This is a genomic window from Rhizobium sp. 05N430, from assembly GCF_056396985.1.
Window position 1 is genome coordinate 377,755 of record NZ_JBFTMO010000004.1, and the last position, 23,293, is coordinate 401,047.

At 60.4% G+C, this 23,293-nt stretch carries 16 protein-coding genes; 5 read left to right on the forward strand and 11 right to left on the reverse strand.

Going from position 1 to position 23,293, the window contains the following annotated elements; all coding sequences use genetic code 11:
- Window positions 1-36: 36 nt before the first annotated feature.
- The 3 genes from AC1DJO_RS12275 to pdxY all read right to left on the reverse strand — a co-directional run bounded on the left by AC1DJO_RS12275 (window position 37) and on the right by pdxY (window position 3,303).
- Window positions 37-1,629 (reverse strand): diguanylate cyclase, encoded by a 1,593-nt coding sequence (locus tag AC1DJO_RS12275; protein WP_477970737.1) that lies wholly within the window; start codon window positions 1,627-1,629, stop codon window positions 37-39.
- 91 nt (window positions 1,630-1,720) lie between these two features.
- Window positions 1,721-2,362 carry a carbonic anhydrase gene (locus tag AC1DJO_RS12280; RefSeq protein ID WP_112385976.1) on the reverse strand — a complete coding sequence of 214 codons (642 nt, stop codon included), beginning with the start codon at window positions 2,360-2,362 and terminating at the stop codon, window positions 1,721-1,723.
- Between the two features lie 62 nt (window positions 2,363-2,424).
- Window positions 2,425-3,303 carry a pyridoxal kinase PdxY gene (gene pdxY, locus AC1DJO_RS12285; RefSeq protein WP_477970739.1) on the reverse strand — a complete coding sequence of 293 codons (879 nt, stop codon included), beginning with the start codon at window positions 3,301-3,303 and terminating at the stop codon, window positions 2,425-2,427.
- A gap of 275 nt (window positions 3,304-3,578) precedes the next feature.
- On the opposite strand from pdxY, the gene AC1DJO_RS12290 reads away from it, so the two are divergent.
- Together AC1DJO_RS12290 and AC1DJO_RS12295 are read left to right on the forward strand one after the other, a co-directional pair.
- Window positions 3,579-8,357, forward strand: coding sequence for an NAD-glutamate dehydrogenase (locus tag AC1DJO_RS12290; RefSeq protein ID WP_477970741.1), 4,779 nt, complete (start codon window positions 3,579-3,581; stop codon window positions 8,355-8,357).
- A 31-nt stretch (window positions 8,358-8,388) separates the two neighbouring features.
- Entirely contained in the window at window positions 8,389-9,789 is a 1,401-nt protein-coding gene (locus AC1DJO_RS12295; protein WP_477970743.1) for an MFS transporter, read from the forward strand.
- A 50-nt stretch (window positions 9,790-9,839) separates the two neighbouring features.
- Here AC1DJO_RS12295 and purH read toward each other — a convergent pair whose 3' ends face one another.
- The 4 genes from purH to htpX all read right to left on the reverse strand — a co-directional run bounded on the left by purH (window position 9,840) and on the right by htpX (window position 15,674).
- A complete protein-coding gene (purH, locus tag AC1DJO_RS12300) occupies window positions 9,840-11,456 on the reverse strand; it encodes a bifunctional phosphoribosylaminoimidazolecarboxamide formyltransferase/IMP cyclohydrolase (RefSeq protein WP_477970745.1) in 1,617 nt (538 codons plus the stop codon).
- Between the two features lie 97 nt (window positions 11,457-11,553).
- Complete coding sequence (locus tag AC1DJO_RS12305; RefSeq protein WP_477970747.1) at window positions 11,554-13,227, reverse strand: heparinase II/III family protein; 1,674 nt, start codon at window positions 13,225-13,227, stop codon at window positions 11,554-11,556.
- A 111-nt stretch (window positions 13,228-13,338) separates the two neighbouring features.
- Window positions 13,339-14,721, reverse strand: a complete 1,383-nt coding sequence (locus tag AC1DJO_RS12310) for an RsmB/NOP family class I SAM-dependent RNA methyltransferase (protein ID WP_477970749.1) — start codon at window positions 14,719-14,721, stop codon at window positions 13,339-13,341.
- Window positions 14,712-15,674: a zinc metalloprotease HtpX gene (htpX, locus tag AC1DJO_RS12315; protein WP_477947614.1), complete on the reverse strand. Its 963-nt coding sequence runs from the start codon at window positions 15,672-15,674 to the stop codon at window positions 14,712-14,714. Before htpX ends, AC1DJO_RS12310 begins: the two co-directional genes overlap by 10 nt.
- Before the next feature lie 110 nt (window positions 15,675-15,784).
- Between htpX and AC1DJO_RS12320 the strand changes: the two genes are divergently transcribed.
- Window positions 15,785-16,006: a DUF1674 domain-containing protein gene (locus tag AC1DJO_RS12320; RefSeq protein WP_112385984.1), complete on the forward strand. Its 222-nt coding sequence runs from the start codon at window positions 15,785-15,787 to the stop codon at window positions 16,004-16,006.
- Window positions 16,007-16,138: 132 nt separating this feature from the next.
- Window positions 16,139-16,501, forward strand: a complete 363-nt coding sequence (locus tag AC1DJO_RS12325) for a thermonuclease family protein (protein WP_477970751.1) — start codon at window positions 16,139-16,141, stop codon at window positions 16,499-16,501.
- A gap of 36 nt (window positions 16,502-16,537) precedes the next feature.
- Here the strand turns inward: AC1DJO_RS12325 and acs are convergent, their stop codons facing one another.
- On the reverse strand, window positions 16,538-18,493 hold the full coding sequence (gene acs, locus AC1DJO_RS12330) for an acetate--CoA ligase (protein ID WP_477970753.1): 1,956 nt from the start codon (window positions 18,491-18,493) through the stop codon (window positions 16,538-16,540).
- Window positions 18,494-18,725: 232 nt separating this feature from the next.
- Here acs and AC1DJO_RS12335 point away from each other — a divergent pair, with 232 nt between their 5' ends.
- Entirely contained in the window at window positions 18,726-19,427 is a 702-nt protein-coding gene (locus AC1DJO_RS12335) for a DUF1013 domain-containing protein (RefSeq protein ID WP_112385987.1), read from the forward strand.
- Between the two features lie 72 nt (window positions 19,428-19,499).
- Here AC1DJO_RS12335 and AC1DJO_RS12340 read toward each other — a convergent pair whose 3' ends face one another.
- The 3 genes from AC1DJO_RS12340 to AC1DJO_RS12350 form a co-directional block, all read right to left on the reverse strand.
- Window positions 19,500-20,408 carry a flagellin N-terminal helical domain-containing protein gene (locus AC1DJO_RS12340; protein ID WP_112385988.1) on the reverse strand — a complete coding sequence of 303 codons (909 nt, stop codon included), beginning with the start codon at window positions 20,406-20,408 and terminating at the stop codon, window positions 19,500-19,502.
- A gap of 177 nt (window positions 20,409-20,585) precedes the next feature.
- Window positions 20,586-22,496 carry a propionyl-CoA synthetase gene (locus AC1DJO_RS12345; protein WP_477970755.1) on the reverse strand — a complete coding sequence of 637 codons (1,911 nt, stop codon included), beginning with the start codon at window positions 22,494-22,496 and terminating at the stop codon, window positions 20,586-20,588.
- Between the two features lie 81 nt (window positions 22,497-22,577).
- Window positions 22,578-23,237: a YggS family pyridoxal phosphate-dependent enzyme gene (locus AC1DJO_RS12350; RefSeq protein ID WP_477970757.1), complete on the reverse strand. Its 660-nt coding sequence runs from the start codon at window positions 23,235-23,237 to the stop codon at window positions 22,578-22,580.
- Window positions 23,238-23,293 lie beyond the last annotated feature (56 nt).

Below are 23,293 nucleotides of genomic sequence, written 5' to 3' on the forward strand. Positions count from 1 at the left end.
GCAATTGAATTGAAGGCGCCGCTTGCGGCGCCTTTTTCATTTGGCCTCGGCTTTGACCGCGGTGGCCTGTGGCACCAGCGGACCCGAGACGACACGGTTGCGTCCGGACGCCTTGGCGGCATAGAGCGCCATATCGGCACGCTTGACGAGATCTTCGAAATTGTGCGTGCCGCCGCCAAGCGTCCGGCCGGCGCAGCCGAAGCTCGCGGTCACCGAAAGACATTCGCCGCCAGGAAGATCGACCATCGCAGCCTCGATGGCGGCGCGAACGCCCTCGGCAATATCTGCTGCCTCATCCGGCGACGCATCGGGCAGCAAGGCCAGAAACTCCTCACCGCCATGCCGGACCAGCAGGTCGAAGCTGCGAAAATGCTGCTTGGCCGTTGCCGCGACATGGCGAAGCACGATGTCACCTGCGTCATGCCCATGGATGTCGTTGATCTTCTTGAAGTGATCGAGATCAAAAAGCACGACGGAGATCCAGCGCGAACCGCTTTCCGCCTGGGCAAAGAGCGCTGCGGCAGCCGCCTCGAAGCCACGGCGATTGTAGAGACCTGTCAGGAGATCCGTCTGCGCAGCGCTTCTGAGTTCGCCAACCAGCGCCTCGCGCTCGCGTGACAGGCGCGAGATCATCCTCAACCCCTTGGTCGCCAGCGTGGCAACGACACCAGCAAGAACGAGCAGACCGCCGCAGAGAACGAAAACCAACGTCATGTGAAGATGCGAACGCTTGGCGAGCGCCTCTCCGGTGCGGTGGATATCCGCAGCGGCTTCGCCGATTTTTCCCTTGAGAAAATCGATGCGTTCGGCCTGCGCGCGCGACCACTCGTCGCGAACGGCAGCAAGCGGACGCGCCTCCCGCGTCAATATCGCGTCGGTCACGGCATCGGCACGAACCTGCGCGGGGCTCTTCAGATATTCCATGATCGCCGCAACCAGCGGTGACGAACTGTGAAACACCATATGGTCCATGCCCGCCGCCTGCATGGTTCTGCCCTGCATGAAGAGGTCGCTGGAGCGAAGGCTGTAATTGTGTTCGTTGAGGTAGCGCGTGCCGAGTGAGGTGATCAACCGCTCGGCATAATAGGTGAGCAGCACGCCCATCAGCTCGTTCGACTTCCCGAGCAGCACTGGATCCTGGATGAGTGGCGAGAGCGCATCGACGACATCGAGCTGTTTCATCGCCGCCTGCCAATAGACATAGACTGGGTCGCTCCCGGCATAGAGCCCGCGATCGACCGCCGCGCGGATAGAGACGATGCGGCTATAAGCCAGCGCGAGATCGGAAAGCTCAGCCCCCAGATTTCCGTCAAGCCGGTCGACCGGCGGCAGACTACCTTTGAACTTCTGACGTTCACCGTCGAGCTGCTGGCGGCTCCGCTGCATCGCTGCAGCGGTTTCGCTGCCCGGATGAGCGAGATACTGTCGCGTCGCGACGATCTCCCCCAAAATTTCTGTCGCCGCAATCGTGCCGCCGCGCGCCAGCACGTCGGCGAAGCGGTAGTCCTTCTCAAGCGACAGATATTGATGAAATGACGAACGGACAACCAGAACGCCTTCGGCGATCATGAACATGAACGGCAGCAGGATTGCCGCCAGAATGATCTTGCTGGTAGTCTCAAATTTCATCGAAGGCCGCCGTAAGCCGGTGGTTGAGGGTGCCTGTCGATGAAATCTTAACGGGATTCCTTAAAGAACCCATAAACCTATAGGCTAAGGCCTATACTTCCGGGCGGATAAAATCCCGGCTTTCCGCATCCATGACCCACAGTTCGCCGGTCGAGATATCGAACCAGGCGCCGTGCAAGGCAATCTTGCCTTCCTTCTCGAGGGCTTTGACCTCGGGGAAAGTCCGCAGATTGTTGATCGAGTTGCGGATCGATACACGCTCCAGCGCCGTCTGCCGCTCGGTCTGGGTCATGATATCGTTGCTGCCGATCTGTTCGGCAGCGTCCTTCACCAGCGACATCCAGCGGCCGATGAAGTCACCCGGAGACAGCGGCTCAGCGCTTGGATCGAGGGCAGCTCGAATGCCCCCGCAACGGCCATGCCCCATCACCACGATGTCGGTCACCTTCAGCGCCTGCACGGCGAATTCCAGCGCCGCGGATGTGGCGTGAAAATGCCCGTCGGGTTCATAAGGCGGAACGAGATTGGCGACGTTGCGGATGACGAAGAGCTCGCCCGGACCGGCATCGAAGATCAACTCCGGTGCTGCACGGGAGTCGCAACAGGCAATGACGAGTGTCGTCGGGTTCTGGCCGTTTTCCGCAAGAGTCTTGTATCGGTCGCGCGCATCTGCGTAGCGCCCGCTCATGAAGTTGCGATAACCGTCCAGAAGTGTTCCAGGAAAACGCTGCATAGGATTTCGATTAACGCTTGGTGCGCAGAAGATCAACTGCTGCAGTGCAAAATGAGTCGTTGCTATTTCTTGCGCCGCTGTGCCGGATGCAGCAAATGGCGCATCTGCACCATCGCCATCGGCGTTGCGAGGCTCGATGCGTCGCTCGCCAGCGTCAACTCGTCGCTGCCGCGCTTGACCGCACGCGCCAGAACTTCATAGACGCTGGCCGTTGCCAGTTGCAGCGCCTTTTCATCGTCCATGCCGGAAAGCAGCCGCGACAGGAAAAGAGCCGCAAGAAGATCGCCGAGCCCGTTCGGTGGATTATCGATGAGCCTGTGCTCGGCCAGCAGCGCATGCCGGCCCGAGAGATAGAGGTTGCCGGTCCCACCCGTCATCATCGGCACCGCCGACGTGACCAGCATTCGCGACGGACCGAGCGATAGCGCTGCCTCCATCACCGCCGTGTTGTCATCGAGAGGCGCGCCTGCCATCCAGGCAAGCTCGTAGCGGTTCGGTGTTGCCAGAGATGCAAGCGGGATCAGGTGATCGCGGATAGCTTCGGCTGTCGCCTGCGGAACATACAGACCGCCGAGGTCACCCATCACCGGATCGCAGACATAGAGCAGATCGGGATTGTCCTGGCGCAGTGCGCCGATTAGCCGGGCAACGGATTTGGCCTGCGCGGCATTGCCGAAATAGCCTGTCAGCACTGCCTTCACTTCGCCGATCCAGGGGGCCCTGACCAGATCGTCGATCGCCGCATCGAAATCGGCCTCGTCGAATGTCAGCCGCGTCGAACGCCCGTGACCGGGATGCCATGGAAGCACGACCGTCGGCAGGGCCCAGACCTGGTGTCCCAGTGTCTCCAACGCAAAAACGGCGGCACGGTTGCCGACCGAACCACGCACGACATGGCTTGAAATGACGATGACCGTTCCGGCGGTGGTATTTTCTGGCATGGTGATAGCCCTGAACCTGATGCGCAGTTGATCTACTTTTTACGCCACGCCTGTCAACCATTGTTCATCTCTGCGTGGAAAGGTCGCGAAGCAGCAGTCCAAAGTCGGCCGCAAACAATATTAGTCGAATCGAATAGGCGGAGATTCTTCCGAATTCTGACAAAAACAGGGGCCAGAACGAACGAAAGCTGCCATCAAGCGGCCTCTTTTAGAGATTTTTTCGGCAAATCTTCTGATATTTTGCACCAAATCGAACAGATCGGGGAACATCTGAAATGGCTGCCAGACACAATCCGAAACGCGAGAAACAGATCGAGAGCGCAAAAAAGATTGCTGCCGCCACCGGCGACAAGCATTTGCAGCCCGAAATTCTGTTCGGTCGCGCCAGCGGGGATGATCTCGATCTCTATACTCCCGAAATGCTCGCTCTCTCCGCCATCCACTCGGCACGCGAGTTGAAGGCGTGGAACGGCAAGACACCCCGCGTCAGCATCGAGACAGTAGCCGACGTCGAGCCGTCAGGCGTTCCGGTCTCCATTCTGACGGTCACCGACCACAACATGCCATTTCTCTATGAATCGGTCATGGGCGAGGTCACCAGCACCTATCGCGACCTCTACATGGCGGTGCATCCGATTCTGGTGCTGGAAGACGGCAAGGAGCCGGGGCTTTATTCCGCCGACGAGCCAAGTGATCCGGCCTCGCGCGTCAGCCACATCCAGATCCACCTGTCGCCGCTGACACCGGCGCAGTCCTCCGATCTGCAGAAGCGCATCAAAACCGTTCTCGAACAGGTGCAGCAGGCGGTTTCCGACTGGAAACCGATGCTCTCGAAGCTCGATACTGCCATCGACGAACTCCGGGAATATAGCGCCAGCCGCAAGAAAGCCGATCGCGACGAAGCGCTCGCCTTTCTGACATGGCTGCGCGACGAGAACTTCACCTTCCTCGGCATGCGCGAATACGTCTATTCGGGCAAGGGCGCCGGCGCCAAGGTGGAGCGCGACAAGGGTACCGGCCTCGGCATTCTCTCCAATCCAGACGTTCTGGTTCTGCGCACCGGCAAGGACGCGGTGACGACCACGCCCGAGATCCTGGCCTTCCTTGATGGCCCGGAATTTCTGATCGTCACCAAGGCCAACGTCAAATCGGTGGTCCATCGCCGCGCCTATATGGATTACGTCGGCGTCAAGCGCTTCGACAAGAATGGCAATGTCACCGGCGAGCTGCGTATCGTCGGCCTGTTCACCTCGACAGCCTACACATCCTGGGCGTCGGAAATCCCGCTGCTGCGATCGAAGATCGCCAAGGTGAAAGAGCATTTCGGCTTCGATCCGATGAGCCATTCCGGCCGCATGCTCGACAACACGCTGGAATCCTACCCACGCGACGATCTCTTCCAGATCGATACGACGCTGCTGTCGAGCTTTGCCGAGCAGATCAACGACCTCGCAGACCGGCCGCGTGTCCGCGTTCTGCCGCGCATCGACCATTTTGACCGTTTCGTCTCCGTCATCGTCTACGTCCCGCGCGAGGAATATGACTCGATCGTCCGCGAGAAGATCGGTACCTATCTGAAGACCATTTATGACGGCCGCGTCTCCGCCTATTACCCGGCCTTCCCCGAAGGCGGCGTCGCCCGCGTCCACTTCATCATCGGCCGCTCCGGCGGCAAGACGCCGCGCATTCCGCAGGCGAAGCTGGAAGAGGCGATCCGGGCGATCACCGCCCGCTGGGATAACCGCTTCGAAATGCTGGCAGGGCCGAAGGCGCCGAAAATCGGCGTCAGCAATGCCTTCCAGGAGGCTTTCACGCCTGACGAAGCGGCTGGTGACCTCGCCGATATCACCGCTTGCGCCGGCGGCGAGCCGATCCGCATCGAATTCTACTACCGCAACGACGACGAGCGCGGCAGCATCCTGTCGCTGAAGATCTTCCACTGCGGCGAGCAGCTGCCGTTGTCCCGCCGTGTGCCGCTTCTTGAAAATCTCGGCTTCAACGTCCTCAGCGAGCGCACCTTCGACATCGAAGTACCGGCTGCGAACGGCGCGATCAACATCGTCGTCCTGCACGACATGGAGCTCGAAGCCCGCAGCGGCAACGCGATCGACCTCCCGCGCTTTGGCGCGGCGCTGGAAGAAGCTTTCGTCGCCGCCTTCAACGGCACCATCGACAATGACAGCTTCAACCGTCTGATCCTTTCCGCAGGGCTTTCGGCACGCGAGACCAATGTGCTGCGCGCTTACTCGCGCTATCTGCGCCAGGCGGGTATCGCCTATTCGCAGGATTACATTGCCGCGACGCTCGACAAATATCCGGACATCGCCGCCGCCACCTTCCGTCTCTTCCATGAAGCGATGGACCCGGCGCTGGCCGAAAAGCCGCGTCTCAAGAGGCTGGGCGATCTGCATCAGTCGATCGAAGCATCGCTGGCCGATGTCCCGAGCCTCGACGACGACCGCATCCTGCGCCGCTATATCAACGTCGTCGATGCGACGCTGCGCACCAACTATTTCCAGCGCAACGAGGATGGCTCGCCGAAGGCGATGCTCGCGTTCAAGCTCGATCCGCATCTCGTCGACGGCTTGCCGCAGCCGTTGCCCTTCCGCGAAGTGTTCGTCTATGGCGTCGAGGTCGAAGGCGTCCATCTGCGCTTCGGCAAGGTCGCCCGTGGCGGTCTCCGATGGTCGGACCGTGCCGAAGACTACCGCACCGAAGTGCTCGGCCTGGTGAAAGCCCAGCAGGTCAAGAACGCGGTCATCGTCCCCGTCGGAGCCAAGGGCGGCTTCTATCCGAAGAAACTGCCTGCAGGCGGCACGCGCGACGAGATCTTCAACGCGGGGCGCGAAGCCTACAAGACCTATATCCGCACGCTGCTGTCGATCACCGACAACATCTCGGGCACCGAAATCGTGCCGCCGGCCAAGACCGTGCGCATCGACGGCGACGATCCCTATTTTGTCGTCGCCGCCGACAAGGGCACAGCGACCTTCTCCGACACCGCCAACGCGCTGGCGCAGGAAGCCGGCTTCTGGCTCGACGATGCCTTTGCGTCGGGCGGTTCGGCCGGTTACGACCACAAGAAGATGGGCATTACCGCCCGCGGCGCCTGGGAGACCGTCAAGCGCCACTTCCGCGAGATGGATATCGACATCCAGACAACGCCCTTCACCGTCGCCGGCGTCGGCGACATGTCCGGCGACGTCTTCGGCAACGGCATGCTGCTCTCGCCGAAAATTCGCCTGCTCGCCGCCTTCGACCATCGCGATATCTTCATCGATCCCGATCCGGATATGGACAAGACGCTGGCCGAACGCCAGCGGCTCTTCAATCTCGCGCGCTCCAGCTGGCAGGACTTCGACAAGTCGGTGCTCTCCAAGGGTGCGATGATCATTTCGCGCGCCGCGAAGTCCGTGACGCTGACCGCAGAGGCCGCCGCCGCAATCGGCATCGACAAAACGGTCGCGACACCGTTCGAAATCATGACGGCCATCCTGAAGAGCCCGGTCGACCTGCTGTGGTTCGGCGGCATTGGTACCTACGTGAAGGCTGCGGCTGAAACCGATACGGAAGTCGGCGACCGCGCCAACGACCCGATCCGCATCATTGCCGACGATGTCCGCGCCAAGGTCATCGGCGAGGGCGCCAATCTCGGCGTCACCCAGAAGGGCCGCATCGCCTACGGCATGAAGGGTGGCCGCAGCAATTCCGACGCCATCGACAACTCCGCCGGCGTCAATACCTCGGACGTCGAGGTCAATATCAAGATCGCGCTCGCAAATGCTATGCATGACGGCCGCCTGACGCGCCCGAAGCGCGACCAGCTGCTGTCATCGATGACCGATGAAGTCGCAAGCCTCGTTCTGCGCAACAACTATCTCCAGTCGCTGGCGATCTCGTTGACGGAACGCAAGGGAACCGGCAACGGCCTCGAGCTCGCCCGCTTCATGACCGTGCTCGAATCCGCCAAGCAGCTGAACCGCAAGGTGGAGACGCTGCCTGACGACGCGACGCTTGCCGAGCGTTATGCGGCCAACAAGCCGCTGACCCGCCCGGAAATCGGCGTTCTGCTATCCTACGCAAAGATCGTTCTCTTCGACGCCCTGATTATCAGCGATCTGCCCGATGATCCGTATTTTGCCTCGGCGCTGTCGAACTACTTCCCGGCGAAGATGCAGAAGACCAACGGCTCCGACATCACCAGCCACCGGCTGAAGCGTGAAATCGTCGCCACAGTGCTCGCCAACGAGGCGATCAATCGCGGCGGCCCAGCCTTTGCCGTCAGCATGGTCGATGCGACAGCCGCTTCTGCGGCCGAAGTCGTCCGCGCTGCGATCATCGCTCGCGACGGTTTCGACCTCAACCGCCTCTGGAGCGAAACGGACGCGCTCGACGGCAAGATTTCCGGCCAGACGCAGAACCGCGTCTACGACGAAATCAGCCAGAGCTTCACGGTCCTGACGCGGTTGATGCTGAAAACGGGCATGGCCAAGGGCGATATCGCCGAAACCGTTAGCCGGCTGCAGGCCGCCCTCAAGAAACTGAAGCCGTCTTTCCCGGCACAGGCTCCTGTCGAATTCGAAGCACGCCAGACGGAGTATCAGGAAGCAGGTCTTCCGGAGAAACTGGCAGCCGACATTACCGGCCTGCCGGGTTTTGCGCTCGTGCCTGAGATCATGCAGATTGCCGAGCGCACCGGCGAGCCTCTAGCACGTGCTGCGGAAAGCTACTTTGCCGTCTCGCAGACCTTCCGGATCGGCAGGCTCCTTGCTGCGGGCGGGCGCATCGTCACCTCGGACCACTATGAAAATCTGGCACTTGCGCGCAGCATCGACCAGATCGCCAGCGCCCGTCGCGACATCGTCATCTCCGCACTCTCGGATCACGGCAAGGAAAAGCTGCCGGTTCAGGCATGGCATGCGGTCGATCGCATCAGGATCAATCGCATCACCGAGGAACTCTCCAGTCTCAGCGATAGCGGCGAGCCGAATCTCGCCCGCATCACCGTCGCCGCGGGCCTTCTGACCGATCTTGCGCGCGACCGGACGAGGTGACACAGTCCGCCGCGACAATGGGAGCGGATGCGTGAGCAGAATTGACTGGACGGGAGACGGAACTCCGGCGCCGCATAAGGCGCCGGGGAGGGGCATCTGGGGCTGGATGTTTTTCGATTGGGCGGCCCAGCCGTTCTTCACGGTCGTCACCACCTTCATCTTCGGTCCTTACTTTGTCTCCCGGTTGACCTCTGATCCCGTCCATGCGCAGGCGATGTGGAGCAACACCGCGACGATCTCGTCGGTGATCATCGCGGTCCTGTCGCCGATCCTGGGCTCGATTGCCGATCAATCCGGCGCCCGCAAACCCTGGATCGCCTTCTTCGCAGTCATCAAGATCACCGCGCTCTTCGGCCTTTGGTTCGCGGCTCCCGGCTCGCCCGTTATCTATCCCATCATCTTCATGATTCTGGCGTCGATCGCCGCCGAATTCTCGATCGTCTTCAACGATTCGATGATGCCGCGGCTGGTGAGCAAGGATGAGGTCGGCCGCTTGTCCAATACTGCCTGGGGCCTTGGTTATCTCGGCGGGATGATCGTGCTGATCGCAGTCGTCGCTCTACTGGCTGGCAGCCTGGAAACCGGCAAGACCTTGCTGGGGATGGATCCGCTTTTCGGCCTCGATGCCCATAGTGGCGAAGACGCCCGCATCACCGGACCGATTTCGGCTGTCTGGTATCTGATCTTCATCATTCCGATGTTTCTTTTCACGCCCGATGCGCCCAAGGGCATTCCGCTCGGAGGCGCGGTGAAGACAGGATTTACCGAACTCCGCAACACAATCGGCGAGCTCAAGCACCGCAAGGGCATCCTGAAGTTCCTGATCGCGCGGATGATCTACCAGGACGGCGTCAACGGTCTGCTGATCCTCGGCGGCACCTTCGCCGCCGGCATGTTCGGTTGGGCCACCATCGAGATCGGCCTTTACGGCATCATCCTTAACGTCGTCGCGATCTTCGGCTGCATCCTAGCCGGGCGCGTCGATCAGCGGATCGGCTCGAAAGTGACGATCGTCATCAGCCTGACAATGCTGCTGCTTGCCACGATCGGTATCATTTCCACCGGGCCGGGCTATACGCTCTTCGGCGTGATCGAGCTGCCGGTCGCCGACTCAGGCGGATTTTTCGGCACCGCCGCCGAGAAGGCCTATATCCTCTACGGCCTTCTGATCGGTCTTGCCTTCGGCCCGGTTCAGGCCTCTTCGCGATCCTATCTCGCCCGCAGCGTCAGCCTGGAAGAGGCCGGCCGCTATTTCGGGATCTACGCGCTCTCAGGGCGCGCGACGAGCTTCATGGCAACACTGCTCTTCTCGATCGTTACCTATTCCAGCGGTTCTGCCCGGCTCGGCATGGCTACGCTGATAATTTTCCTGCTGGGCGGCCTGATCCTTCTGTTCACCACGCCATATCCGGCCGACAAGCAGAAAGCCTGAACGAAAAAACCCCGGCTTGCGCCGGGGTTTTTCAGATCAGATAAGCGGTCTCAATGGCGGAAGTGCCGCATCCCGGTAAACACCATCGCGACATTGTGCTCGTTTGCGGCGTCGATGACCTCCTGGTCACGCATAGAACCGCCGGGCTGAATCACCGCGGTGGCACCTGCCGCAATCATCGACAGCAGGCCATCTGCAAAGGGAAGGAAAGCCTCCGAGGCAACTGCAGAGCCATGCGTCATCGGAACAGGAAGACCGAGCGCCTTGGCGGCCTCTTCAGCTTTCAGCGCTGCGATACGCGCGGAATCAACGCGGCTCATCTGGCCGGCACCGATACCCGCGGTCTGGCCGTTCTTGGCGTAGACGACGGCATTCGATTTCACATGCTTGCCGACCTTGAAGGCAAACTTCATATCCTCAAGCTCCTGAGCCGTCGGCGCGCGCTTGGTGACCACCTTCAGCTCGAGATCCTCGACCATGCCATTGTCGCGGCTCTGGACGAGAAGACCGCCGGAAACGGTCTTTGCCGTGAGCCCGGCAACACGCGGATCGGGCAGTCCGCCGGCCGAAAGCAGGCGCAGGTTCGGCTTGCGGGCGACGATCGCCTTGGCTTCCTCGGTCACATCAGGCGCGATGATGACTTCGGTGAAGAGCTTGATGATCTCTTCCGCCGTCGCGGCATCCAGCGTCTGGTTCAGCGCGATGATGCCGCCGAAGGCCGAGACAGAATCGCAGGCAAGCGCCCGGCTGTAGGCCTCGACGAGGCTTGACCCCGTGGCGACGCCGCAGGGATTGGCATGCTTGATGATGGCGCAGGCGGGAGACTTCTCCGGCAGGAACTCGGAAACGAGCTCATAGGCGGCATCGGTATCATTGATATTGTTGTAGGAGAGCTGCTTGCCCTGGATCAGCGCTGCCGTCGAAACGCCCGGGCGCTGTTCGCCGGTAACATAGAAGGCGGCCTTCTGATGCGGGTTTTCGCCGTAGCGCATCTCCTCCTTCAGCACGCCGCCGATCACGCGATGGCGCGGCGTATCGATCGAGAGAGCCTCGGCAAACCAGTTCGAGATCATCGCGTCGTAGGCCGCAGTACGTGCATAGGCCTTGGCGGCCATCCGCTGGCGGAACGCATAAGCCGTCTGACCGCCATCGGCCGAGAGCTGCTCCAGCAGCTCCGGGTAGTCGGCCGGGTCGGTCAGGATCACGACATAGGCGTGGTTCTTGGCCGAGGCGCGGATCATCGCCGGGCCGCCGATATCGATATTCTCGACCGTCGTCGGATAGTCGCCGCCGGCAGCGCGCACTTCCTCGAACGGATAAAGGTTGATGACGGCGATATCGATGCCTTCGATGCCATGCTTTTTCATCGCGTCTTGATGCTCGGCATCGTCGCGGATCGCCAGCAGGCCGCCGTGAACCGTCGGATGCAGCGTCTTTACGCGGCCGTCCATGATCTCCGGAAAGCCAGTGATTTCGGAAACGTCGGTAACCGCCAGGCCCGCCGCGGCGATAGCCTTATGCGTACCACCGGTGGACAGCAGGCGAACACCTTTGTCGGACAGCGCCTTGGCAAGCTCGACAATACCCGTCTTGTCGGAGACGGATAGCAGCGCGGTCTTGACCTTGACCTTGTCGGGGGCGGGGATTTTCTTGGAAATGACGGCCATGAACCTTCTCCGTTCGGGGTTCGGGAGACATCCGGCGAGGGACGTATAGGATTATGGCGCCGCGTTAGCACGAGCGCTGCCGCCGCGTAAATGCCGACTAGCTCTTACGGGAAAGAAACCAGCGAATTTCGGGCTTTTCGGCAAAATCGAAATCGATTTCGATCTGGTCGGAGCCGCAGATGCCCGAGGCGTCGGCAAAGAAGATATCTTCCGAAATCAGCACTTCATTGCCCGGCGACGAGAAGAGCCAGCTTTCGCCATCCGGCGCGGTCATCAGAACGGACTCGCGATCATTCTGCTTCAGATTGATGGCCGGATGGACATGAAACCTGACTGCGGCCTTCAACGGCTCGTCGCTAACGCGCCCGTCAGGCAGCACAACGCGGTCGCGCCCGGTAACGATCGCGCCTGTGGCGTTCATCGAGATTTCGCGCTCATGCAGAACCCCGAAGCCACGAAGGTAGCCATCATGGCTCATCTTCAGCCCGTCACGTCCGTCCTCGGTTTCCGCCCGGTCGACGGTTACGTTCTTTACGGTTTCCGTCATCCGGTGGCCGAGAAACTCCGACGGCGAGAAGCGGCTAGAAGACGTATCGTTGAGCGTCACCGTCGAATGCGTTGCGGTGGTACGCGCCATCTGCACGTAACGGCGGCCTGCGAATTTCGGGGAACCGGAATTGACAATGAAACGATATCGTCCCGACGACATTTCGAACGAAAGGCATCCGGCATGCGCCGTGCGCGACAGCTCGCCGGTTGGCGGCGGTCCGGTATCGGCGATGACGACCGTCTTTCCCGCAGCAAGCCGCTGATACCGGGAATGCGGCATTGCCTTGAACGGCTGGCCCGCCGTCTCATCGTAGCGCAGCACCGACATCAGTTCATTGGCAAGCGTCGATGTCGCGCCATTGAAGAGCGCCAGATCGCCGTCCTGGTGCCGGAAGAAGCGAAGCGCCGGATACATCCGATCGATGCCTGAAATCAGCTTCTGCGGCAGATCGTGACCGAGATTGACATAGGTCTGACGCAGCGGGAGCAGGTCCAGCAGCAGCTCAAGACCGGCGCGCGGATTGCGCGATATGTGGCCACCGTCAGGAAGGATCTGCAGATCGAACTCGTTATCGAGCGCCTGTGCGGCCTTCCGCAGCGGGCCTGCCCGTGTCGGCATGGCGATTGACGCCATGGCGAGGGCGATCCGCAGCCGGAAAAGAACCTCGCCTGCCGGCGCATATGGCGCCATCCGTCGCAGGAAGCGCACCTGAAAAGCCAGAGAACGCATGAACCGGCGATAAAAACCGCGGTCGGCATTCTGCAGCACGACGGGCGAATGCGAGAGCCAGGCAATAACCCGCTGCGCCGTCACGTCGATTTCCCAGGCAACGCCTTCGATCCGGCCGGAATGCAGCGAGAGCCAGCTGTCGACGATCGAGCGGGCAATCAGTGACGCGCGCTCGCTCTTGTACGCCCGCATGTGGCGCAGCCATCCGAAACCATGCAGCCGGTTGGCGAAGGCCCGTGACGGCAGCGTAAAAGTAAAGGGCGACTTGCCGTTGGTCTCGAGAAGGCGGCTCGCGAGCGGAAAGCGCCCGTTCATGATCTCGTCGGCAACGTGGGAATCGATTGCCCGCAAATCCGTCGGCGCGACAATCAGGCGTTCGGGCGCCTGGATCGTATGGCGGAAGAGGCGCAGGCGCACCAAGGCGGCACGGCGCGACAAGCGCCGCGAAGCCTCCCGAACATACAAAGTCGAAAAACGCCCGCCGGATTGCATATTTATTTTCTATTGACCCTCGTTATTAAGAATAGGTGAACGAGAGCAGCTTTCACCGGTAAGGCTGCATTAATTTGTGACAAGCATGAAATATAAGAAGCTGTCTTGCAATCAGGCAACACGTCGCAACATCGCGGCGTAGAAGCCATCGAGGCCGGACGCGATACCATCGGACATCGGCAGCATCACCGGCGTGGTTCTGAAATCGCCAACCGGACTGATCGCCTGTTCGAGACCCGGCCACGCCGCCGGATCGATCGGCACCCTTGCAACAATAGGCACATCGGCAAGAACGCGCGCTACGACATCTTCGCCTTCGGCAGGATCGAGCGAGCAATTCGAAAACACGATGACGCCATTGGGCTTCAACAGCGTCAGCGCGTGCCGCAGCAACCGCTCCTGAACACCGGCAAGCTTGCTGATTTCTTCGGGGCCCTTCGTCCAAAGCACATCGGGGTGGCGACGCGTCGTACCGGTCGAGGAGCAGGGCGCATCAAGCAGGATCGCGTCGAAACCCTCGTCCGGCTGGAATTTGGTCAAGTCGGTCGCAAGGGTCTCAGCCTGCAGCCCCAGGCGCGCGAGATTGGAGCGCAGACGCTTCAGCCGGCTCTCCGATTGGTCGATGGCTGTCACATTGCCGCCCGCGAGAATAAGCTGGGCCGTCTTGCCGCCGGGAGCAGCGCAGAGATCGGCAACGCGCTTGCCTGTCAGATCACCGAACAGCTTTGCCGGGATGCTGGCGGCAGCGTCCTGCACCCACCATTCACCATCCTCGAAGCCTTCCAGAGACGGAATGCTGCCATCGAAGGCCGCGAGACGAATGCCGCCCGTCGGCAGCACCGCGCCGTTCAGCCGCGCCGCCCAGCCCGCAGCATCCGATTTGACGGTCAGATCGATTGCTGCAGGTTCCAGCTGCGATTCCGAGATCGCCAGCGCCGCATCCTTGCCATAGGCCTTCTTGAGCCGCGCCAGGAACCAATCGGGCATTGCCGGGACATCGGCGACGGAGGCGAGAATTTCCTCCTTCTCACGGCCGATACGGCGGAGAATGGCGTTAACCAGCTTGGCGAAGCGTCGGTTGCGGGGATCACCGTTCGCCTGCTCGACGGCAAGATCGACCGCCGAATGGTCGGGCACGTCGAGATAGAGTATCTGCGCCGCGCCGACGGCAAGGACGTGATGCAGCGCCCGGGCGCCTTCCGGAAGCGGAGTATCGAGAAGCGAAGCGATGGCCGCATCGATCCGCGGCATATGCCTCAGCGCGCTGTTCAGAATGGCACGAACCAGCGCGCGATCGTTTTCACCGAGCGCCTTGTAGGCAGGATTGCCGTTTTCATGGTCGAGCGCGCCATCGAGCGGCAGCTTCTTGTCGACGACGGCCGCCAGAATCTTGGCCGCGGCCGACCGCGCCTGCAGGCCGGGCTTGGCAGGGGCACGTTCCGAATGGCTGCTGCTGTTTTTGAAGGGCTTCTTGCCGTTTGAATTCAAGACCACGGACCTTTTGGCGGTTGCGAACCACCGCGGCCAACACCGGTATCCGGAACCGAACGCGATTTCCGCGACGGATTAGCAGTCCGCACGGGTGGCGTCGAGATATTCATGCCGCCAGCCGCCATTTCCCGTAGCGCCGCAATGCGGTTCTCCGTATTCGGATGGGTCGAGAATAGATTGTCCATACGCTCGCCGGAGAGCGGATTGATGATGAACATATGCGCGGTCGCCGGATTGCGCTCGGCATCGTAGTTCGTAACCTGCGCCGCACCGCGGGCAATCTTGCCGAGAGCGGAAGCAAGCCAAAGCGGATTGCCGCAGATCTCCGCACCACGCCGGTCCGCCGAATATTCGCGCGTCCGGCTGATCGCCATCTGCACCAGCATCGCCGCCAGCGGCGCGACAATCATGGCGGCCAAGACGCCGATGAAGCCGAGCGGATTATTGTTGTTCTCGCGATTGCCGCCGAAGAAGAAGGCAAAGTTGCCAAGCATCGAGATCGCACCGGCGAGCGTCGCAGTGATCGTCATCGTCAGCGTGTCGCGGTTTTGGACGTGGGCAAGCTCATGCGCCATGACACCGGCGACCTCCTCCGGCGACAAAACCTGGAGAAGTCCGGTCGAGGCCGCGACGGCTGCGTTCTCGGGATTGCGTCCGGTCGCGAAGGCATTCGGCTGCGGGTTGTCGTAGAGATAGACTTTCGGCATCGGCAGACCGGCCCTCTGCGACAGATCGCGAACAATGCCGTAGAATTCGGGTGCATTCCGCTCATCGACCTCCTGGGCGCGATAGGCCGACAGCACCATGTTTCCCGAATTCCAGTAGGAGAAGAAGTTCATTCCGGCAGCGAGCAGGAAGGCGATCATCATGCCGCCACGGCCGCCGATCAGAAATCCGACAAACATGAACAGGGCCGTCATGAAGGCAAGCAACATGGCAGTACGAACGAGGTTCATCGAGGTCTCCGTCTCCTATGACCGGTATTGAGGGTTCCAATCGGCGCCCCGGCGCACTATGATTTGGTTATTCGCCCGCCATTTTCAATGTTTTCCGGCAGGAGAGCGCCATGCAGTCAGCCGACAACGACAATACCGAAAGCCAAGCCGCGGACAGCACCGCGCCACGCAAGGTATTGTCACCTGCCGCCAAGCGGGCACTTGCCGAAGCCGAGGAACGCCGGCGCAACGCCGCACCGCTGGAATTGCCGCCGGAAATCGGCGGCCGCGGCGGCGCCGAGCCTGCACGCTTCGGCGATTACGAGATCAACGGCCGCGCCATCGATTTCTAAGTAAATATTCCTATTGACTACGTCAGAAAATCGGAATTTATTCCTTTCATGAGGAAGCTGATCCCGATTCTTCTTGGCGCATGCCTCGTCCCGGCTTCAGTCGCGGGCAGCGAGAAAATTGCCGGCCCAGTCATGGCCGAGATCATCAGGGTCATCGATGGTGATACGATACTGGTGGAAGCAACGCCCTGGCCGCAGCAGCGCATCGAGGTTTACGTCCGCATCCGCGGCATCGACACTCCCGAAATCAAGTCGAAATGTCCGGCCGTCCGGCGCGGTGCGGAAGAAGCCCGTCTTGCGCTGGATGCGATGGCAGCCGTTTCACCGCATGTGCTGCTCACCAATATCAGCGGCGATAAATATTTCGGCCGGATCGTCGCTGATATGCTGTTCGAAGATGGGCGGAATCCGGCTCACGAATTGATGGCGGGCGGTTTGGCTACTGGCTACGATGGCGGGCAAAAGCCGCCTATTGCCTGCGCCAGCAACGATTGAAAAGCCGCCCCTTATGATCGGGGCGGCTTTGAAACATCAGGCGTTTGCCTTGTTCTGCCGATTGGCGATGAGATCGTCGACGACGGCAGGATCGGCCAGCGTCGAGGTATCGCCCAGCGCGCCAAAATCGTCCTCGGCGATCTTGCGCAGGATGCGGCGCATGATCTTGCCGGAGCGGGTCTTCGGCAAGCCTGGAGCAAACTGGATCTTGTCCGGCGAGGCGATCGGGCCGATCTCGGCACGCACATGCTTGACCAGCTGCTGACGCAGCTCGTCGGTACCCTCATGGCCGGCCATCAGCGTCACATAGCAATAGATGCCCTGGCCCTTGATGGGATGCGGATAGCCGACAACGGCTGCTTCCGAAACGAGATTATGGGAAACCAGAGCCGATTCCACTTCGGCCGTTCCGAGGCGGTGACCGGAGACGTTCAGCACGTCATCGACGCGTCCGGTGATCCAGTAGTAGCCGTCCTCATCACGGCGGCAGCCGTCACCGGTGAAATACTTGCCCTTGTAGGTCGAGAAGTAGGTCTGGATGAAGCGCTCGTGGTCGCCATAGACGGTGCGCATCTGGCCCGGCCAGCTATCGGTGATGCAGAGATTACCATCAGCCGCACCTTCGAGAACCTTGCCTTCATTGTCCACCAGCTGCGGCTTGACGCCGAAGAACGGTACCGTTGCCGAACCGGGCTTCAGGTCGATCGCACCCGGCAGCGGCGTGATCATGTGGCCGCCGGTTTCCGTCTGCCACCAGGTATCGATGACGGGGCAACGCTTGTCGCCGACGACATTGTAATACCATTCCCAGGCTTCGGGATTGATCGGCTCGCCAACAGTTCCAAGCAGGCGCAGCGAGGAGCGCGAAGAGCGCGTCACGAACTCGTTGCCGGCACCCATCAGCGAACGGATCGCCGTCGGCGCCGTATAGAAGATGTTGACCTTGTGCTTGTCGATGACTTCCCAGAAACGGCCCTGATCCGGGAAATTCGGCACGCCCTCGAACATCAGCGTCGTCGCGCAGTTCGCAAGCGGACCGTAGACGATATAGGAGTGGCCAGTGACCCAGCCGACATCGGCCGTGCACCAGTAGATATCGCCGGGGTGATAGTCGAAGACATACTCATGCGTCATCGACGCATAGACGAGATAGCCGCCCGTCGTGTGCAGCACGCCCTTCGGCTTGCCCGTCGAGCCCGACGTATAGAGGATGAACAGCGGGTCTTCCGCCTTCATCTTCACCGGCGGGCATTCCGCCTTCACGGTGGCGACTTCCTGGTGGTACCAGAGGTCGCGGCCCGGCGCCCAGCCGGTCTTGCCGCCGGTGCGGCGAACGACGAGAACCTTGTCGACGATGACGTGCTGCTTGGCTGCGATATGGATCGCCGTATCGGTGTTTTCCTTGAGCGGCACCGGCTTTCCACCACGCACGCCCTCGTCACAGGTGATGACGAAAGTCGATTCGCAGTCGACGATGCGGCCGGCCAGCGCTTCCGGCGAGAAGCCGCCGAAGACGACCGAATGCACGGCACCGATGCGCGAACAGGCGAGCATCGCGTAAGCGGCTTCCGGGATCATCGGCATGTAGATGGTAACGCGATCGCCCTTCTTGACGCCGTGCTTCTTCAGCACATTCGCCAAACGGCAGACATGCTCGTAGAGCTCGTTATAGGTGATCTTCTTGTCGACATAGGGATTGTCGCCTTCGAAGATGATGGCGGTCTGGTTGCCATGTGTCTTCAGGTGGCGGTCGATACAGTTATAGGAGACGTTGGTCTGTCCGTCTTCGAACCACTTGATCGAAACTTTGCCGGTGAATGAGGTGTTCTTGACCTTGGTATAAGGCTTGAACCAGTCGATCCGCTTGCCATGCTTGCCCCAGAATTTGTCAGGGTTCTCGACACTCTCTTCGTACCACTTTTCGTATTTCGCCTTGTCGATCAGGGCATGGCTCTTCACCGGTTTGCTAACCGGATAGATCTTTTCCGACATGGAAACTCCTCCTCACACGGGCACCGGTTTCGCCGCTTCAAGCGGCGCCCGGGACTCAATTCAGGGCATTCATAGCAGGTCAAAACGGCCCGGCAATTAGACAAAGGTCATTTCAATCCACATCAATTGCAATTCTGTGTCACTCCGGTTATATACCGCCCATATTTCCCGGAAATTGTGGTGACAATCCACGGACCGCGACACCGGCGCGGACGACAGAAGGACTATATCCATGGCTCAACAACTGCTTATGCCGAAAGCGACCGCCATCTGGCTGGTTGACAACACGGCGCTGTCTTTCGACCAGATCGCACAGTTCTGCAAGCTTCACCCGCTGGAAGTGAAGGCAATTGCCGACGGTGAAGCCGCACAAGGCATCAAGGGCCTGGATCCGATCTCGACCGGCCAGCTTTCCCGCGACGAAATAGCGCGCGCCGAAGCTAACCCGAACCACAAGCTGAAGCTTTCGGAGCCGAAGGTTCGCGTGCCGGAATCCAAGCGTCGCGGTCCGCGCTATACGCCGGTTTCCAAGCGCCAGGATCGCCCGAACGCCATTCTCTGGCTGGTTCGCAATCATCCGGAACTGAAGGACGCGCAGATTTCGCGCCTCGTCGGCACCACCAAGTCGACGATCGAGCAGATCCGCGAACGCACCCACTGGAATGCAGCGAACTTGACGCCGATGGACCCGGTCACGCTCGGCCTCTGCAGCCAGATCGACCTCGACATGGAAGTCGAAAAGGCATCGAAGGGCCGTCCGCTGCCGACCGCCGCTGAACTTGGCGCGACCTTGCAGTCCGCGCAGGAAACTGAGCGTCTGACGCCGAGCTTCGAGCGCGAAGAAGAGCCTGAAATCGACGCCGATGCCGTCTTCGCCAAGCTGAAGTCGCTGAAGTCCACGACAAACGATGAGGACGAAGACGATCGTTTCTGATCGCCGCTTCTCGTAAATGTAAAAACCCGCCGGATCGCTCCGGCGGGTTTTTTGTTGGCCGCTTTTCCGGGCTTAGCTGCGGAAGAGCGAAAGGATGTTCTGCGAAGCGGAGTTGGCGATCGACAGCGACTGGATGGCCAGCTGCTGCTGCGTTTGCAGCGCCGTCAATTTCGACGATTCCTCTTCCATGTTCGCATCGACAAGTCGCCCGACACCCGATTCGATCGAGTCGCTGAGCGTTGAGACGAAATTCTCCTGCAGCTGAATACGCGTCGAAATCGAACCCAACTGCGAGCCGGCGCTGGTCATCGCCTTGAGTGCGTTCTCGACATTATTCAGTGCGAGCGCAATATCGTCGGAAGACAGTTTGCTGATGTCCATCGCGTATACCGAACCGACCGAGCCGTTGGACGTGCCGAGGATGCCCGTCGAAGTGTCGATGATGCCGCCGGTGGAGGTGCCGAACAGCACGTTGCCCATCGAACCGCTATCGAGAACGTAATCGGTCATCTTGACCGAAATGCCATTCGAGCCGTCGCGAACGAAGGTCGAGACGACGCTCTTTGTGCCATCGCCGGCAACCCAGTTCTCGCCCGAGAAGGAAGCAGATTCGGAGATGCTCTTCAGCTGCGCCTGCAACTGGGTGATTTCTTCCTGGATCTTCGACTTGTCGACGCCCTTTTCAGTCGCGGCGACGATCTTCGCCTTGATTTCGCTGACGACGTCGATCGCGCTGTCCATGGCGGAATAGGCCGTATCGACCTTTGCCGCGCCAAGACCCAGCGCGTCGGAAACGGCCGAGAGAGCCTTGTTATCGGATTTCATGGTCGTGGCAATCGACCAATATGCCGCGTTGTCAGCGGCCTTGGCGACACGCAGACCGGAGGAGACATGCGCCTGAGTGGTCTGGAGACTCTGGTTTACGTTACGCAGCGTCTGAAGGGCTGACATTGCAGCCGTGTTTGTCAGGATGCTTGACATCGCTTTTTCCACTTCTCTTGAAAATGAAGGAGCATTCCGGCAATGGCCGGCTGGGGCGGTGCTTCATGCTTCACCTGCAATCAGGTGTCCGTTGAGTGGAAGCTAATGAGAACATGGTTAACAACTCGTCAACGACGGTCATAACTCGTCAATGATTGTTACCGAATAGGAAATTTTCTATATAATCGGGGAACCTAACCCCTTGCGCCGCAGGGCGTCTGCGACCTCGTCCAGAATGGCCGGATCGTCAATTGTTGCAGGCATTTTCCACGGCATGCCGTCTGCGATCTTCTGCATCGTACCGCGCAGAATCTTTCCGGAGCGTGTTTTCGGCAATCTTTCGACAGTAATCGCTGTCTTGAAGGCAGCAACCGGGCCGATTTCGTCGCGAATCATCTTAACGATTTCCGATTCGATCTCCGGTGATTCGCGCAACACACCTTTCTTCAGCACAAGAAACCCGCAGGGCACCTGACCCTTCAGCGAATCAGCAATGCCGACGACGGCGCATTCCGCGACATCCGGATGCTTGGCACAGATCTCTTCCATCGCCCCGGTCGACAGACGATGCCCGGCGCAATTGATGATGTCATCGGTGCGGGCCATGATGAACAGATAGCCGTCCTCATCGATATAGCCGGCGTCGGCCGTCTTGTAGTGCCCCGGAAACTCTTCGAGATAGGAAGCTCGAAATCTCGTGTCCGCCTGCCATAGCGTTGGAAGGCAACCCGGCGGCAGTGGCAGCTTGATGGCAATGTTGCCGAGTGTGCCCGCCGCAACCGGATGCGCTGCGTCATCAAGCACGCGGACATCATATCCAGGCATCGGCACAGATGGTGACCCGTGCTTCACCGGCAGTTTGCCGAGCCCCAGGGGATTGGCCGCAATCGGCCATCCGGTCTCGGTCTGCCACCAGTGATCGATGACCGGCACACCGAGTGTTTGCTCTGCCCACTTCAGAGTTTCCGGATCGGCCCGCTCCCCGGCAAGGAAAAGCGCCCGGAACTTCGATCTCGGATAGCGGCCGGCAAACTGGCCATCAGGGTCTTCCCGGCGGATTGCCCGGAAAGCGGTTGGGGCAGTGAAGAGGAGGCAGACATCGTAATCCGAGACGACCCGCCAGAAAGCGCCCGCATCCGGCGTGCCGACGGGTTTACCCTCGTAGATCACAGTCGTGGCACCTGAGAGCAGCGGTGCATAGACGATATAGGAGTGCCCGACGACCCAGCCGATATCCGATGCCGTCCAGAACACCTCACCGGGCTTCAGCCCGTAGATGTTCACCATCGACCAGTGCAAGGCAACCATGTGCCCGCCATTATCGCGGACGACTCCCTTCGGCTGTCCTGTCGTTCCCGATGTATAGAGAATGTACAGCGGATCAGTTGCCAGCACCGGCGTACATTCAACTGCAGTCCCGCGTCGTTGACCGACCGCCACCTCGAAATCAAGGTCGCGCCCGGAGAGCAGGTCTGCCCTGAGCTCCGGCCGCTGCAGCACCAGGCAATGCTCCGGTTTGATCCTGGATAGCGCGAGAGCCTGATCAACGAGCGGTTTATAGGCGACGACTCGGCCCGGCTCGAGGCCGCAGCTCGCGGTAATCACCAGCTTGGCACCGCAATCATCGATTCGGGATGCGAGTTCGTTTGCAGCAAAACCGCCGAAGACCACCGAGTGCACGGCGCCGAGACGGGCGCAGGCAAGCATCGAGAAGATCGCCTCCGGCACCATCGGCATATAGAGGATCACCCGATCACCCTTGCCGATGCCGAGATCGCGCAGCGTCGCGGCAATCGCCTGTACCTCTTCCAGCACCTGAGCATATGTGTAGCGCGCCCTGGCGCCGTTCATCGCGCTGTCGAAAATGACGGCCGTCTCGTTGCCCCGGCCTGCCTCTACGTGCCTGTCGAGGCAATTGAAGCAGGTATTGGTCTCACCGCCCACAAACCAGCGGCCATAGACCCCGTCTTCTGGAGCGAAAATCTGCTTCGGCTCAACGAACCAGTCGATCGCCTGGGCAGCATCCCGCCAGAAGCGTTCAGGACTGTCTTTCCAGCCGGTATAGACATGGTGATACAGGCTCTGCATCTGCTCCTCCCCAGGATATGCAAGCGATGACGCCAATCTAGGGGAGGGAGAGAGGAACAGGAAGCCCGACGAAAGGCGGTTCTATCGCGTACCGAAGATCGCCGAACCGACCCGAACGCTGGTTGCTCCGAAAGCGACAGCCGTCTCGTAATCACCGGACATGCCCATCGACAACTTCTCAAGGCCGCAGGTCTTTGCAAGCTTGGCGAGGAGGGCAAAATGCGGACCCGGATTTTCTTCCGCCGGCGGGATGCACATCAACCCCTCAATGGCGAGCCCAAGTTCGCCACGGCAGAGATCGACAAAAGCCGCGGTGTCATCAGGCGCGATCCCGGCCTTTTGCGGCTCAAGCCCGGTATTGACCTGGACATAGAGGCGAACCGTCTTGCCCTGCCGCTTCATCGCATTGGCGAGTGCGCGGGCGATCTTTTCCCGATCGACAGTCTCGATGACATCGAACAGTGCAACGGCATCGTCAGCCTTGTTGGATTGCAACGGACCGATCAGGTGGAGCTCGAGTCCCGCCGTTTCGCTCTTCAGCTCCGGCCATTTGCTTTGGCTTTCCTGCACGCGGTTTTCACCGAAGACCCGTTGGCCGGCTGCAATCGCCGGCCGGATCACCTCCGCGTCGAAGGTTTTCGAGACGGCAACGAGCTGCACCGCACCATCAGGACGCTTCGACTGCTTCGCTACTTCCGCAATGCGCGAACGCACCTCGTTCAGGCGCTCTTGAAGTTCCATCGCCGATCTCCGACATGATGCTGCGAGAATACTGGCAATGCACTAACTGCGGCATG

Excerpts from the sequence above, each read along its gene's own strand:
- AC1DJO_RS12275 (WP_477970737.1), bottom strand. The coding sequence starts at position 1,629 with ATGAAATTTGAGACTACCAGCAAGATCATTCTGGCGGCAATCCTGCTG.
- AC1DJO_RS12280 (WP_112385976.1), bottom strand. The coding sequence starts at position 2,362 with ATGCAGCGTTTTCCTGGAACACTTCTGGACGGTTATCGCAACTTCATG.
- pdxY (WP_477970739.1), bottom strand. The coding sequence starts at position 3,303 with ATGCCAGAAAATACCACCGCCGGAACGGTCATCGTCATTTCAAGCCAT.
- AC1DJO_RS12290 (WP_477970741.1), top strand. The coding sequence starts at position 3,579 with ATGGCTGCCAGACACAATCCGAAACGCGAGAAACAGATCGAGAGCGCA.
- purH (WP_477970745.1), bottom strand. The coding sequence starts at position 11,456 with ATGGCCGTCATTTCCAAGAAAATCCCCGCCCCCGACAAGGTCAAGGTC.
- AC1DJO_RS12305 (WP_477970747.1), bottom strand. The coding sequence starts at position 13,227 with ATGCAATCCGGCGGGCGTTTTTCGACTTTGTATGTTCGGGAGGCTTCG.
- htpX (WP_477947614.1), bottom strand. The coding sequence starts at position 15,674 with ATGAACCTCGTTCGTACTGCCATGTTGCTTGCCTTCATGACGGCCCTG.
- AC1DJO_RS12320 (WP_112385984.1), top strand. The coding sequence starts at position 15,785 with ATGCAGTCAGCCGACAACGACAATACCGAAAGCCAAGCCGCGGACAGC.
- AC1DJO_RS12325 (WP_477970751.1), top strand. The coding sequence starts at position 16,139 with ATGGCCGAGATCATCAGGGTCATCGATGGTGATACGATACTGGTGGAA.
- acs (WP_477970753.1), bottom strand. The coding sequence starts at position 18,493 with ATGTCGGAAAAGATCTATCCGGTTAGCAAACCGGTGAAGAGCCATGCC.
- AC1DJO_RS12335 (WP_112385987.1), top strand. The coding sequence starts at position 18,726 with ATGGCTCAACAACTGCTTATGCCGAAAGCGACCGCCATCTGGCTGGTT.
- AC1DJO_RS12340 (WP_112385988.1), bottom strand. The coding sequence starts at position 20,408 with ATGTCAAGCATCCTGACAAACACGGCTGCAATGTCAGCCCTTCAGACG.
- AC1DJO_RS12345 (WP_477970755.1), bottom strand. The coding sequence starts at position 22,496 with ATGCAGAGCCTGTATCACCATGTCTATACCGGCTGGAAAGACAGTCCT.
- AC1DJO_RS12350 (WP_477970757.1), bottom strand. The coding sequence starts at position 23,237 with ATGGAACTTCAAGAGCGCCTGAACGAGGTGCGTTCGCGCATTGCGGAA.